The sequence below is a fragment of the Streptomyces sp. NPDC057099 genome (assembly GCF_042671245.1).
Lineage (GTDB): Bacteria > Actinomycetota > Actinomycetes > Streptomycetales > Streptomycetaceae > Streptomyces > Streptomyces purpurascens.
Genome location: NZ_JBHUTX010000031.1, coordinates 57046 through 71003 on the forward strand (window position 1 = coordinate 57046; position 13958 = coordinate 71003).

At 68.5% G+C, this 13958-nt stretch carries 12 protein-coding genes and 2 pseudogenes; 6 read left to right on the forward strand and 8 right to left on the reverse strand.

Going from position 1 to position 13958, the window contains the following annotated elements; genetic code table 11:
- Positions 1-146 precede the first annotated feature (146 nt).
- Positions 147-2366: pseudogene (locus ACFT4A_RS29335) on the forward strand (polymorphic toxin-type HINT domain-containing protein); the annotation flags it as partial.
- 349 nt (positions 2367-2715) lie between these two features.
- A complete protein-coding gene (locus ACFT4A_RS29340) occupies positions 2716-3156 on the forward strand; it encodes a hypothetical protein (RefSeq protein ID WP_382835720.1) in 441 nt (146 codons plus the stop codon).
- 75 nt (positions 3157-3231) lie between these two features.
- Here ACFT4A_RS29340 and ACFT4A_RS29345 read toward each other — a convergent pair.
- The 7 genes and pseudogenes from ACFT4A_RS29345 to ACFT4A_RS29375 all read right to left on the reverse strand — a co-directional run.
- A pseudogene (locus ACFT4A_RS29345) lies at positions 3232-3947 on the reverse strand (site-specific integrase); the annotation flags it as partial.
- 96 nt (positions 3948-4043) lie between these two features.
- Positions 4044-4655, reverse strand: a complete 612-nt coding sequence (locus ACFT4A_RS29350; RefSeq protein WP_382835722.1) for a Uma2 family endonuclease — start codon at positions 4653-4655, stop codon at positions 4044-4046.
- 154 nt (positions 4656-4809) lie between these two features.
- The gene (locus ACFT4A_RS29355; RefSeq protein ID WP_382835725.1) at positions 4810-5589 is read right to left on the reverse strand and encodes a succinate dehydrogenase iron-sulfur subunit; all 780 of its coding nucleotides are present in this window, start codon (positions 5587-5589) and stop codon (positions 4810-4812) included.
- Positions 5589-7343, reverse strand: coding sequence for a succinate dehydrogenase flavoprotein subunit (gene sdhA, locus ACFT4A_RS29360; protein WP_382835728.1), 1755 nt, complete (start codon positions 7341-7343; stop codon positions 5589-5591). Before sdhA ends, ACFT4A_RS29355 begins: the two co-directional genes overlap by 1 nt.
- A 19-nt stretch (positions 7344-7362) precedes the next feature.
- The gene (locus ACFT4A_RS29365; protein ID WP_020273764.1) at positions 7363-7845 is read right to left on the reverse strand and encodes a succinate dehydrogenase hydrophobic membrane anchor subunit; all 483 of its coding nucleotides are present in this window, start codon (positions 7843-7845) and stop codon (positions 7363-7365) included.
- 5 nt (positions 7846-7850) lie between these two features.
- Positions 7851-8231, reverse strand: coding sequence for a succinate dehydrogenase, cytochrome b556 subunit (sdhC, locus tag ACFT4A_RS29370; protein WP_184591193.1), 381 nt, complete (start codon positions 8229-8231; stop codon positions 7851-7853).
- 192 nt (positions 8232-8423) lie between these two features.
- Positions 8424-8918, reverse strand: coding sequence for a 2-oxo-4-hydroxy-4-carboxy-5-ureidoimidazoline decarboxylase (locus ACFT4A_RS29375; RefSeq protein WP_382835731.1), 495 nt, complete (start codon positions 8916-8918; stop codon positions 8424-8426).
- A gap of 308 nt (positions 8919-9226) precedes the next feature.
- On the opposite strand from ACFT4A_RS29375, the gene ACFT4A_RS29380 reads away from it, so the two are divergent.
- The 4 genes from ACFT4A_RS29380 (at position 9227) to ACFT4A_RS29395 (ending at position 12616) form a co-directional block, all read left to right on the forward strand.
- Positions 9227-10804, forward strand: a complete 1578-nt coding sequence (locus ACFT4A_RS29380) for a family 20 glycosylhydrolase (RefSeq protein WP_382835802.1) — start codon at positions 9227-9229, stop codon at positions 10802-10804.
- Positions 10805-10900: 96 nt separating this feature from the next.
- On the forward strand, positions 10901-11407 hold the full coding sequence (locus ACFT4A_RS29385; RefSeq protein WP_382835734.1) for a hypothetical protein: 507 nt from the start codon (positions 10901-10903) through the stop codon (positions 11405-11407).
- A 108-nt stretch (positions 11408-11515) separates the two neighbouring features.
- On the forward strand, positions 11516-12070 hold the full coding sequence (locus ACFT4A_RS29390) for a hypothetical protein (RefSeq protein ID WP_382835736.1): 555 nt from the start codon (positions 11516-11518) through the stop codon (positions 12068-12070).
- A gap of 150 nt (positions 12071-12220) precedes the next feature.
- On the forward strand, positions 12221-12616 hold the full coding sequence (locus ACFT4A_RS29395) for a hypothetical protein (protein ID WP_382835739.1): 396 nt from the start codon (positions 12221-12223) through the stop codon (positions 12614-12616).
- A gap of 2 nt (positions 12617-12618) precedes the next feature.
- Here the strand turns inward: ACFT4A_RS29395 and ACFT4A_RS29400 are convergent, their stop codons facing one another.
- On the reverse strand, positions 12619-13881 hold the full coding sequence (locus ACFT4A_RS29400; RefSeq protein ID WP_382835741.1) for an N-acetylmuramoyl-L-alanine amidase: 1263 nt from the start codon (positions 13879-13881) through the stop codon (positions 12619-12621).
- Positions 13882-13958 lie beyond the last annotated feature (77 nt).

Genomic DNA, 13958 nt, shown 5'->3' on the forward strand with positions numbered 1-13958 from the left:
CCACCCTTCTTGAACACGTTCAAAACGCTGTCGAGGGAGACTGTAGACCTATTTTTGAACGTGTTCAAGATGCGCCCCCGAGTTGAAAGACAGAAGGGCCGGGGCCGTCTTCGACGAAGACGGCCCCGGCCCCACAAGTCAGCGTTTCACCCGATGGCGAGGTGCTGCGCACGGTCTCGGGCGCTCAGCCGAACCGTGTCTGGACGACCAACTTCGTGGATCCGCACACCGGCCGACTCCAGCGCACGGTGGCCGACCGGGAGACGGCGGGCCCGCACCGCATCACGGACAGCTACTACTCCTACGACGCGACCGGCACGATCACCTCCAACGCGCGCGAACTCAGCGAAGCGACGGGCAGCACATGGGACACCCAGTGCTTCACGTACGACGTGATGGGCGAACTGGCGCACGCCTGGACGTCGAAGACCGAACCGACCCGCGCCGGCACCGGCTGCAAGGCGGCGAACGGCACCGCGTGGGGCCCTCACACTTCGTACGCGTCCTCTTCAGGCCCGGTCGCCGACGCCGCCGACGCGGCCTCGGACGCGACGACCCCCGACGCCTCCCTCGCCTCCTCGCTCGCGGCGGCGGCCCCGGACACCAGCACGGTGGCCACGGGTACGACGGCCTACCACCAGTCGTTCACCTTCGACTGGCTCGGCAACCGTGCGACGCTCACGGAGCACGACCCGGCCGACGCGACGAAGAACCTCACCTACACATACGGCTACGGCAAGACGGTCGCCGGCACCGGTACTTCCTCGCACCAGACCCAGCCGCACACCATGACCTGGATCAGCTCCACGCCATCCGGCAAGGACAGCGGCTACACCTACGACGCCACGGGCAACACCACGGTCCGGGACCTGCACAACGCCACGCAGACCCTGACCTGGACGCCGGAGAACAAGCTCGACTCCATCACGGACGACGGCAAGAAGACGACGTACGTCTACGACGCCGACGGCAACCGCCTGCTGGAGAACTCGCCCTCGGGCTCGACGCTGTACCTGGGCGAAACCGAACTGACGACGGACGGCACAGGCGCGATGGTGCGCGCCTCCCGCTCCTACACCCAGCCGGGCGCCCCCACGGCGGTCCGCACGACGGCCAACGGCACGACCACGGGCCACAAGGTCAGCACGCTCATAGCCGACCACCTGGGAACGGCGAACACCTCCGTCGAACTCGCGACCGGCCAGCCGGTCACCCGCCGCGCGTTCAAGCCGTACGGCGAAACGCGCGGCACCAAACCGTCCACCTGGCCCAACAAGCGCGGCTACTTGGGCGTGGGCATCGACGACACGTCCACGGGCCTGACGCACATGGGCGCCCGCGAATACGACCACACCTCCGGCCGCTTCCTCTCGGCAGACCCGATCATCGACATCGCGGACCCGCTGCAGATGAACGGGTACGCCTACGCCAACAACAGCCCGGTCAGCCAGTCCGACCCTTCCGGCCTGTGCCCTGTTGACCTGTGCGGCGGGGGTGAAGGCAAGGGCGGCGCCACGAACGGCGAGGTGACCAAGCCGGCGAAGTCGAGCCCTGTCTACCAGGAACTCCCTTACGAACACGTCGTTCCTGGAACCGGCAAGCGTCAGATCTTCCCGGGCGTCTACATCCCGAAGAGCTTCCCGGGTTGGCAGAAGGTGCGCAACCGCTTCTACGACTTGTGGCTGGGCACGAGGAACACCAACGGGTCCACGCCCGAGTACCTCGGCGATCGCACCAACCCCGCCCAGCAGACGCAGGTGCGGCGCTGGCTGTACATGGCCTGTCGGGGAGGCAAGATCTGCCCTGAGGGCACCGCCGCGAGTTTCATGCAGGTCGTGGCCGGTGGCTTCTTCGAGTTCGGTTGGGGCGGGCTGGGCATCCCGGGGGCGGGTGTCCGAGGCAGGGCCAAGCCGCCGGGCGGCTGCCAGTGCTTCCTCGCAGGCACCGACGTCCTCATGGCCGACGGCACCACCGAGGACATCGAGGACATCGAGGTCGGCGACGCCGTCCAGGCCACCGACCCGGAAACGGGCAAGACCGGTCCCCGGAAGGTCACCCGGCTCATCCGGACGGAAGCCGACAAACATTTCAACGAACTGTCCATCGTCACGGATGACGGTGTAGAGAAACTCACCGCGACCCACGAGCACCCCTTCTGGTCCCCGTCCGAGCATGACTGGATCGAGGCGGGCGACCTCAAGCCAGGCGTGGCTCTGCTCACGGAAGACGGCGACACCGTCGTCGTCACGGGCAACCGGCCGTTCACGAAGCAGGCGCGGACTTACAACCTCACGGTTGATGACCTGCATACGTACTATGTACTCGCTGGACAGACGCCGGTTCTGGTTCATAACAGTGGAGGATGCCTTCCCGCTCTCCGGGGCTGGAGCAGTCAGCGGTTCCAGTTCGGTAATCAGTCCTTCTTGCTGGATAAGAAGGGAATGGAGCACATCCTCACTCGTCATCACCCGAAGTATTGGGATGGCTCGGTGAAGAAAACACAGACCTTCTTCGATTCGAGCATGAGTGTTGATGACGTCCAAGGCGCTATCGGTCAAGTCATGCGGCAGAACCGCGATGAGCTGGTTCAGCGAGGCAGTCAAGGCATTTATCCAATTCGCGGGAACGTCAACGGCGTCGATTACGTACTCGGCATGAATAGAGGTCGAGTGGGCCAGTTCTATCCGGAATAACCATCATCGAAGGGCCTGAGACGTGGTTGAGATTGAGACGTTCCTGAAAGGTGCGGACGGTGGGTTCGTGCAGGTGGAAGCCTGCCGCACCCCGCCGCCCGACCTTGACTACATTGAAGGTGCCATTCGGCTGTCCGTTGATGGATTGGAAATCATCGGCACTGAAGAGTGGGACTACGTTGACCAGCTCTGGTGTTATATCGCCGAGATGGTGACGAAAATGCGGTCATCGGGTTACGCGGAGACATATTTCCCAGATCAGCCGATCAAACTCTCCTTTCGGGCTGCAGGGCCTCGCGTCTTGGTGACCGCCAAGATTGGCGAAGAAACGAAGACGGTAAATGCTTCATCCGTGGATTTCCTGGAGGCTGTCAAAGCGGCTGGGATGATCTTCTTCAGGAAGATGTCCGAGCTTGTCCCGGCTAATTCGTATGCCAAGGCGCAGCAGGAGCTGTCAGTTTGAACAAGCCAGAGGCCCCGCCGGGAATTCTTGAATCCGGCGGGGCCTCTGGGGCTCTTGACGGCAGTAGTTGACGGCAACGTCAGCGGACGAAGGCTGCGGTGAGCGGTCGTCCGGGGCGTCGGTCGGACCGAGGATGCTGCCGAGGGCGTCGATGGCCTGACGCTGGAGGCGGAGGCGGAGGCGGAGGCGGAGGCGGAGGTGGAGGTGGAGGTGGAGGCGGAGGCGGACGTGGGCGTAGAAGGTGGCGGTGACGCCGATGTGGGCGTGGCCGAGGAGTTCCTTGATGACGACGAGGTCGACGCCGTGTTCCAGGAGCAGTGTCGCGGTCGAGTGTCGAAGGTCGTGGAAGCGGATCGTCCGCAGCCCTGCGCTGTGGAGGAGGCGGCGGCGGAAGCGGCGGGTGAGGTTGGTGGGGTCGAGCGGGGCCTGCCCTGCGGGGTAGTGAAGACGAGCCCCTTGTCCGTCCAGCCCGTTCCGGCCGCCTGACGCTCTTCTTCCTGCCGTTCCTGATGAATCTTGAGGGAGCTGATGCATTCGGCGGGGAGGGCGATGCGGCATTCGGATGCGAGGGTCTTGGTGGTCAGGACGGTCAGCCCTTGGCTGCGGGTGCGCTGGAGAGAGCGGTGGACGGTGGCGGTGCCGCCGTCGAGGTCGAGGAGTGCGCCCTTGCGGAGGCTAGTGCGCAGAGCAAGTTCGTACAGCGCATTATGACGGTCGCCGCTGGCCCGAGGGGGAGGCAGTCGAGTCCTCCCGCGCGAGGACCGGGGAGGGCGTTCCTCAGGAGGGCATGGGCGACAGTTTGGTGACGCTCAACCCCATCAGCCACAGGAGCAGCAGGGGTAGGTGGCCGGTTCCGGCTTGGATCTGGCCGGTTCCAAGTGCTGCGCTCAGTCGTGCGCCCCTGACTGTCCCGCCTTCAGAATCGCGGCGACATCGAGGGTGACCTCGGCGCCGATGGAGTCGGGGAGTGTGACGAGTTCGCCGGGGGCATGGGGACGATGGTTCTCGTACTTGTCCCCGGCGGGGGCGGTGAGGACGTGGAGGCGCTGGTGTTTGCGGTCGACGATGACATACACCGGGACCTTCGCCTCCGCGTACGCGGTGACCTTGGTGCGCAGGTCGGTCCGGTAGTTGCTGGAGGTGACCTCCAGGACCATGCGGAAGCAGACGGGGTCGTAGCAGTTGTTCTCGATGAGGTGGTCCCGGTAGTCGGCGTCCACCAGGGACAAGTCCGGGATCGCGTAGTCCTCCGTCCCGGTCGGCAACCAGAGGCCGATGCCTTGGATCAGTCGTGACTCCGTCCCGTGGAGGCCGGCCGCGATGAGGGGCAGCGTCAGATCGGTCATCACATCGCCGTGAGGGCCGTCGGGAGGTGGGGACACGAGGATCTGGCCTCCGATGATCTCGACTCGGTAGCCCGGGTTGCGCTCCATGAGCCGGTTGGCCTCCGCGATCAGCGGACGCTTTCCGTAAGGCCGCTCGACGGCTGCAGCGGACATCAGGTGCCTCCCGTGGCTGGTGTCGAGAGCATCATCGTAGGTCGGACACCCCCCGAGCGTCCCTCTCAGCCTCCTTCACCCGATGGTGTGGCATATGCCCGAGGGCCCCGTTCCCAGTGGAAACGGGGCCCTCGAAGGACTGCGGAACGCGAACTCAGAAGCGGCGCGTGATCAGCGCTCGCTTCACCTCCGCGATCGCCTTGGTGACCTCGATGCCGCGCGGGCAGGCGTCCGTGCAGTTGAAGGTCGTGCGGCAGCGCCAGACGCCGTCGCGGTCGTTGAGGACCTCCAGGCGCTGCTCTCCGGCCTCGTCGCGCGAGTCGAAGATGAAGCGGTGCGCGTTGACGATGGCCGCCGGGCCGAAGTACTGGCCGTCGTTCCAGAAGACCGGGCAGGAGGACGTGCACGCGGCGCACAGGATGCACTTCGTGGTGTCGTCGAAGCGCTCGCGGTCCTCGGCCGACTGAAGGCGCTCACGCGTCGGCTCGTTCGTGTCCTTCGTGATGAGGAAGGGCATGACGTCGCGGTACGCCTGGAAGAACGGCTCCATGTCGACCACGAGGTCCTTCAGGACCGTGAGGCCCTTGATGGGCTCGACCGTGATCGGCTTCTCGGGGTTGATGTCCTTGATCAGCGTCTTGCACGCGAGGCGGTTCTTGCCGTTGATCCGCATGGCGTCGGAGCCGCAGATGCCGTGCGCGCAGGAGCGGCGGAACGTCAGCGTGCCGTCGACGTCCCACTTGATCTTGTGGAGGCCGTCGAGGACGCGCTCCTTGGGGTCGATCTCCAGCTGGAAGTCTTCCCAGGTCGCCTCGGCCGAGACCTCCGGGTTGAAGCGGCGGACCCGGAAGGTGACGGTGATGTAGGGGGAGTCGGCGAAGCCGGGCTCGGGCTGGCCGGCCGCTTCCGCCTTGTCCACAACAGGGGTAGCCATCAGTACTTACGCTCCATCGGCTGGTAGCGGGTCTGGACGACCGGCTTGTAGTCGAGACGGACGGTTTCGGAACCGTCGGCGCCGACCTCGCGGTACGCCATGGTGTGCCGCATGAAGTTGACGTCGTCGCGGTTCGGGTAGTCCTCGCGGTAGTGACCGCCGCGGGACTCCTTGCGGGCGAGCGCGGAGACCGCCATGACCTCGGCGAGGTCGAGCAGGTTGCCCAGCTCGATGGCCTCCAGCAGGTCCGTGTTGAACCGCTTGCCCTTGTCCTGGATCGACACGTTCTTGAACCGCTCGCGCAGCTCCGCGATCTTCTCGACCGCCGTCTTGATCGTCTGCTCGGTGCGGAACACCATGACGTTGGCGTCCATGGTGTCCTGCAGTTCGCGGCGGATCGCCGTCACACGCTCGGTGCCGGTGGAGTCACGCAGCCGCTCCACCTGCTCGACCACGAGCTCCGCCGGGTTCTCCGGCAGCTCGACGAACTCCGCCGTCTGCGCGTACTCCGCGGCGGCGATGCCCGCGCGCTTGCCGAACACGTTGATGTCCAGCAGCGAGTTGGTGCCGAGGCGGTTGGCGCCGTGCACGGACACGCAGGCGACCTCGCCGGCCGCGTACAGGCCCGGGACGACGGTGGTGTTGTCCGCCAGGACCTCACCCTCGACGTTCGTCGGGATGCCGCCCATGACGTAGTGCGCCGTGGGCTGGATCGGGATCGGGTCCGTGTAGGGCTCGATGCCGAGGTAGGTGCGCGCGAACTCGGTGATGTCCGGGAGCTTCGCGTCCAGCTGCTCCGGCGGGAGGTGCGTCAGGTCCAGGTAGACGTGGTCGCCCTCGGGGCCGCAGCCGCGGCCTTCCCGGATCTCCGTGTAGATGGAGCGGGAGACGACGTCACGGGACGCGAGGTCCTTCATGACCGGCGCGTACTTCTCCATGAAGCGCTCGCCGTCCTTGTTGCGGAGGATGCCGCCCTCACCGCGGGCGCCCTCCGTCAGCAGGATGCCCATGCGCCAGATGCCGGTCGGGTGGAACTGGAAGAACTCCATGTCCTCCAGCGGCAGACCCCGGCGGTAGACCGCGGCCTGGCCGTCGCCCGTCAGCGTGTGCGCGTTGGACGTCACCTTGAAGAACTTGCCGCAGCCGCCGGACGCGTAGACCACGGACTTCGCCTGGAAGACGTGGATCTCGCCGGTGGCGAGCTCGTACGCCACCACACCGGCCGACTTCTTGACGCCGTCGACCTCGGTGATCAGCTGGTCCAGGACGTAGAACTCGTTGTAGAACTCCACGCCCTCCTTGACGCAGTTCTGGTACAGCGTCTGGAGGATCATGTGGCCGGTGCGGTCGGCCGCGTAGCAGGAGCGGCGGACCGGGGCCTCGCCGTGGTTACGGCTGTGACCGCCGAAGCGGCGCTGGTCGATGGTGCCGTTCGGGGTGCGGTTGAACGGCAGGCCCATCTTCTCCAGGTCGAGGACGGAGTCGATGGCCTCCTTCGCCAGGATCTCGGCGGCGTCCTGGTCGACCAGGTAGTCACCGCCCTTGACCGTGTCGAAGGTGTGCCACTCCCAGTTGTCCTCCTCCACGTTGGCCAGCGCGGCGGCCATGCCGCCCTGCGCGGCGCCCGTGTGGGAGCGGGTGGGGTACAGCTTGGTCAGGACCGCGGTGCGGCTGCGCTTCGTCGACTCGATGGCGGCGCGCATGCCCGCGCCACCGGCGCCGACGATGACGGTGTCGTACTTGTGGATCTTCATGATTCTCGCAGCCCCGTGCCTAGCGGATGTTCGGGTCGAAGGTGAAGATCACCAGCGTGCCCAGCAGGATGGTGAACACCGTGGCGGTGTAGAGCAGGCCCTTGAGCCACAGCCGGGTGTTCGCGCGCTCCGCGTAGTCGTTGATGACCGTGCGCAGGCCGTTGGCGCCGTGCAGCATCGCGAGCCACAGCATCAGCAGGTCCCAGACCTGCCAGAAGGGGCTCGCCCAGCGGCCCGCCACGAAGGCGAAGCCGATCTTCGACACGCCGCCGTCCAGCACGAGCTGGATCAGCAGGTGGCCGAGGACCAGCACGACCAGCACCACGCCGGACAGGCGCATGAACAGCCAGGCGGCCAGCTCGAAGTTGCCCCGCGTGGACTTCGGGGTCTTCTTGGTGCGCTTGCGCGGGGCCTCGATGAAGGGGGCCGGGTTGTCGACGGTGTAGACGGCGCCGCCCTCGACGGGGCCGACGCCGGCGGCGGTCTTCTCAGACGTGGACATTGGCGTCAGCTCCCGAAGAGTTCACGAGCGGCGTGGCCGAGGACGGGGTAGATCGCCCCGAGCATCAGCACGGCCCACAGGGCGACGACGGTCCAGAGCATCTGCTTCTGGTACCGCGCGCCCTTGGTCCAGAAGTCGACGGCGATGACGCGCAGGCCGTTGAGCGCGTGGAAGAGGATGGCGGCGACGAGGCCGTACTCCAGCAGCGCGACGATCGGCGTCTTGTACGTGGCCACGACGGTGTCGTAGGCCTCAGGGGACACGCGGACGAGAGCGGTGTCCAGCACGTGAACGAACAGGAAGAAGAAGATGAGGACGCCGGTGACTCGATGAGCCACCCAGGACCACATTCCTTCCCGGCCGCGGTACAGCGTTCCAGCCGGCACGGAAGTTTCCTCCGGGAGCGGGGATTGGGGCCGCGCCGGCTTGGTGTGTCGGTCGGGCCCGGCCGGGTACGGTCCACCGGCCCCCAGCATCGTAGCGATGCGCTGCCGCTGGGCTTAGCGGGGGTCTGGCTGTGTGATCAAACTGGCATGCTTACGGGCTAGCGTCTGCGGCTTCTGGGGTGTGATTTCCCGTTATCTGCCGGGTGCGGGTTCGTTGTGGTCGATCGCGCAGTTCCCCGCGCCCCTGAGGGCGTCGACCAGCCGTTCCTTCGCCAGGCGGCGGAGTTCGTCGGCCACCACTGTCCGCTCTTCCTCGGGATCGTTGGTCAATCGTGACCGGATGGCTTCCAGGAGGTGGTCCAGGGTCTCGTCCGGGGTCAGGCCGTCCAGGCAGATGACGAACACATGGCCGAAGCGGGCCTCGTAGGCGGCGTAGGCCGCGCTGAGGGCGGTGTGGGCCGCGGCGTAGGTGTCCGGCGGGAGCGCGGGCAGGGGCTCGGCCGCCAGGGCTTCCGTGAGGTCGCCCCAGGCCAGGTCGTACGCCGCCTCGTCTGCGGCGGCGAGCAGGGAGGCCAGGTCCGGATAGGGGCGGTGTTCCGCGACACGCCGGGACCAGCGGTGGCTGCGCAAGCAGGTGAGGAGCGTCTGCTCCAGTTCCTGCGCGGAGGCCGCGTTGACATGCTCCACCGGTATGGCGGCTCGGCCGGGAAGGTCTGGGAGACGGTGCGCGGGCAGCGTGGATCCTCGTGGGCGTCACGTGTGTCGGCAGGGCAAGGTGTGAGAGATGTGACGTCACGCTATCGAGTGCGACCGAGACGTGTCCGACGGATGCCCGAATTTCACCCGGGCGAGAGAGTTTCGGAACGTGTGGTGGACGCGCGCCGCACGCCATGGGGTTTTAGGTTGGCCGTGTGAGTCAGCACAGGCGCCGGGAAACGGCGAAGCAGGTGAAACAGCGGCCAGTGCTGGTCGTGGCCATGGCCGTCGCACTGGTCATGGTCGCGGCCGGGGTGAGTCTCGGGCTCTGGGCGGCCTCGGACGGCGACGGCGGTTCCACAGGGGCCGAGGCCAGACCCTCCGACGGTCGGACCGCCGCCGCCCCGCGCGGCACCTCGCCGGAGAGCAGCCCGAGCCCGACCCGCTCGTACGCCCTGTCCAAGGCGCCGCGGACGATCCCCGCCGTGCGCGACCACGAGCCGGCGCGCGGCCCGGGCTGGCAGCCCGAGAGCGGCAACCGCGTGGTCGTGGACGACGCCTCGCTGGCCGACGAGGGACGGCTGGTCGCCGGCGAGCTGGGGCTGACGTACGCGGGCGAGAAGGACGACCGGCGCGCCGGGGACCTGCGGCTGGCGCTCGGGGGCGACAAGAAGGCGAACCCGGAGTCGTACGTCATGACCGTGCGCGACGGGCGCGCGGAGATCACCGGGCCCGCCGACGCGGGCGTCTTCTACGGCACCCGCACGCTCAAGCAGGAGACCCACGACGGCGGGACGGCGCCCGAGGGCGTGGTGCGCGACGAGCCGGCCAAGCCGCAGCGCGGCTTCATGCTGGACATCGCGCGCAAGAACTTCACGGCCGGCTGGATCGAGGACCGGGTCCGGGAGCTGGGCGATCTGAAGTTCAACGAGCTGGGCCTGCACTTCTCCGACGACCAGGGGTTCCGGATCGAGTCCGACACGCAGCCGGACATCGTGTCCCAGCCGCATCTGACCAAGGCGCAGGTGCGGAAGATCATCGACCTCGCGGAGAGCCGGCACATCACCGTCGTGCCCGAGATCGACTCGCCCGGGCACCTGGGCGCGGTCCTGCGCGCCCACCCCGACCTCCAGCTGCGCACCGCGCAGGGGTCGGCGGTGCAGGGCGCCATCGACATCTCCAAGCCCGAGAGCGCCGAGATCGTCGACGAGCTGCTGAACGAGTACGCGGAGCTCTTCCCCGGCAAGCCCTGGCATCTCGGGGCCGACGAGTACCAGGCGCTGGTCCGCTCCGACCCGGAGGCGGCGTTCCCGCAGCTGGCCGCCGCGGCGCAGAAGAAGTACGGCTCCGGCGCCACGGTCGCCGACCTCACCACGGGCTGGCTCAACGACCGGGCCGCCACCGTCCGCGAGCGCGACCGCACCCCGCGCGCGTGGAACGACGGATTCTTCCGCGGCACGTCCGTCGAGCCCGACAAGGACATCCAGGTCGCCTACTGGACCGGCAAGGAGATCGGCGCCCGGGAGCCCCTGGAGTACCTGCGGGCGGGCCGGAAGGTGATCAACTACAACGACGAGTACCTGTACTACGTGCTCGGCGAGCCGCAGACCTTCGTCTATCCGACGGGGCAGCGGATCTACGAGCAGTGGACGCCACGGGTGCTGCGCGGCACCACGGCCGTGCCGGAGCGCTACGACGGGCAGATCCTCGGCGGGAACTTCGCCGTCTGGTGCGACCTGGCCGACTCGCAGACGCAGGACCAGGTGGCGGACGGGATCCGGATGCCGCTGCGGGCGACCGTCCAGAAGCTGTGGGACCCGGACAGGCCCGAGCTGTCGTGGGCGGAGTTCCGGGCGCTGGCGGACAGGCTCGGCTGACTCCCCACGAATTGGCCCATACGGCTGCGAACTCCCGTACGACTGTGGTGGTCTTCTGACGGGAGTCGGATCGAATATGCCGGGGGGAACCGGAACATGGGCTACTGGGGTTACTTCGTCGTGGGGAGAGCGGAGCAGCCGCTGGCGGAGCTGGCCGCGCTGCCGGGTGCCGAGGGCGGTATGACACCGCACAGCTCGGCGCCGGGCGGCTGGCAGCTGTGGGAGTACCCGAGCGGCGACGGCGACATCGGGAGCATGAACGACCTCGCCCGGGAGACCGGGGCGCCCTCGCTGTTCGGGTACGTCATGAACAGCGAGTGCGTGGTGCTGGAGGCCGCGGCGCCGGAGAGCGGGGCGTGGACGACGTGCCTCGCGCGGACCGCGATGGCCGGCTACTTAGGCGCGGACCGGGAGGGCCTCACGCTGGAGGACTACTTCCTCGAACCCCGCGACGCCGCCGAGCGCGCGGTGCGCTGGGCCGCCGAGGCCGGACATGAGGTGAACGCCGACGCGCTGGTGGACGTACTGACTTCAGACCCTGATCCTCTGGCCGAAAACCTATTCTTCCGCTTCCTCGACCGACTGGGCGTGGTGCCCCTGTGACACTCCGGGGCTGTTGCGCGCAGTAAGGGGAAGTGCGGGTTCCGTGAGGGGTGAGGGCTGATAGCGGCCTGGTAGGGCCCCGGAGATGGCCCGCGGAGGGAGGCGTGGATGAGCCTGGTGGAGTTGATCGCACAGGCCGACGAACGCGGGCTGGCCGCGAGCGGGCTGGCTTGTTTGGATCGGTGCGTGCCCCTGCTGGGCGGCGACGACGAGATCCTGCGGCCGCTGTGGGCGAGCCTCACCGACGACGCCGGTGCCGGCGACTGGGGTGACGGTCTTGAGCAGGCGCGCGGGAAGCTGGACGCCGCGGGCGACGGGGACGAGGCGGTCGCGCTCGCCCACCGGATGCTCGAGGCCGCCCCCGCCGAGCGGTCCGCCGCCGAGGTGCGGGTGTGGGCCGACGCCTGCTCCGTCGCCTCCCTCCAGATCCACCGCCTCCTCGACACCGCCCAGGACGAGGCCTCCTCGGTCGACACCCGTCGCCAGGGCCGTACGGAGGGCATGTCGCCGCTCGTCGCCGCCGAACTGCGCCGCCAGGTCACCGTCCTCGAGGTCCTGGCCGGACACGGGCCGGCCGGGCTGCGGCGGGCGCTGGAGGTGTCGACGGAGGGACGCCGGGTGCTGCGCGCCGTGGTCTCCCGCCGGACCCGGCAACAGGGCTGAGGCCCGTCGGGGCACCCCGACCGACCTAAACCCCGTTCCTGAAAGAGTCCTGTGACTGTCGTAAGGCCGAGGTGGGGCGGTCCTGCACCACTTCGGGGAAGTCGCCGTTTTCGCGTGACGAAACACCGCCCCGCAGCGCATTGAAGGGGTGTGACGACTCAGCAGGAGACCAGGCCATCGGCGGCTGCGAAGCCGCTGCGGTGGGCGGCGGACACAGTGGCGACGATGCGCGAGGGAGCACGACTGCGCCTCGACTACTCGGCACAGAGTCTGTGGAGCATCGACCGCATGATCGAGGGGATACGGCGGGAAGGAGCGCCGTACGCGGCCGTGGAGGAGGTGTTGCGCGGGTTCGGGGCGTATGCCGGTGAGGTGATGGCACGCCAGGGCGGGGCCGAGTGGTGGGCCACTGGCGGCGACCACTGGATCCGCACCCCCGACGGGCGCCTCTGGGACCCGATCGACGAGGCCCGCCGCTGCTACGGCGGTCACGGTTCGCTGCGGCTGCTCTGCCGGGACGCGGTGGGCACGGCGCCCCGGCGGTAGCGTCAGCGCGCGAGCACGCCCTCGATCCCCAGCTCGGCGAGGTCCCCTTCCCAGTCCGGCTCGAGTGCGGGCTCCGGGGCCGGTTCGGGTGCCGGTTCCGGTTGCGTCGCCGGTTGCGGTGCGGCGAGCGTGCCGGCCTTCGAGGCGAGGGAGCGGATCTCGGGCAGGTCGTCGTAGAGGTTCTGTCCGGGGCACTCCGTCGGAGAGCCGTCGCGGTGCCCGGAGACGCGGTTCAGCGTGACCTTCTGGCCCGCCTGGTACTTGCCGTTGTCGGCACCGGAGGTCAGCACCACGGTCCCGGCCGGGTCGTGGCCGTACAGGCCGAGCTTCCAGGCCGCCACCTTGGCGACCGACGCGCGCACCGCGGCGTTGGTGGTCGCCGTGGAGTAGTCGCCGAGCACCGACACGCTGCTGGTCGCGGTGTTGAAACCGTAGGTGTGCGCGCCGAGGACGGGCTTGTCGATGCCGCCCGCCCGGCCCTCGAAGACGGTTCCGCACTTGTCGACGAGGAAGTGGTAGCCGATGTCGTTCCAGCCGTTGCTCTGCACGTGGTACAGGAACACACCGCGCACGACCGACGCCGACTGGGAGCAGGTGTAGTCGTTGGTGCCCGCCGTGTGGTGGACGAACATCGCCTGGGTGCCGGTGGTGTAGGTGGGCGGGTCCTTCACCAGGGACTCGTCGGCGCCCCAGGCGGAGCGCGACGTCACGGTGGGTCGGGCGGCCAGGGGCGCTCCGGGGGCCGGTTCGACGGCACCGGGCTCGGGGGCACCGGGTTCGGGGACGCCCGGTTCGACGACCGAGGTGTGCACGGCGTCCGAACCGCCGTCCGGGTCGACCAGTTCGACGCGCAGCCCCTGCGGCAGCCGCCCGCCCGAGACACGCACCTGGACGCCGTCCGAGGGCCCGGTCCACAGCGGCTGGGTGCCGCCGCGCACCCCGGAGTGGTCGTGGTCGGGGCCGCTCTCGGGCGTGCGCACATCGGTGTCCAGGGCCCGCCACGCGCTCCACTCGCCGCTCTCGCGGGAGCGGGTGCGCACATACGCGGTGCCGTCCAGGGCGGCGTCCGGGTCCGCCCAGGTGACCCCGACCATGCTGAACGGCTCGGTGGTGCGCGGCGCGAGGGAGCGCTTGTGCGGATCACCGTCCGGCACCCGGACGGTGTACACGCCGTCCGCGGACGAGGCCCGGGCGGGCTGGGCCAGACCGAGGGCACCGAGGGCCAGAGCGGTGGCGACGGCGGTGCGCAGGAGGGGAGAGGGCATACGGCGCTCGCCTTTCGTGGGGCGGTTGCATCCCGTGCAGAGCTCCCCGGTACGTCACTTGGCCCAAACCTCCGCGG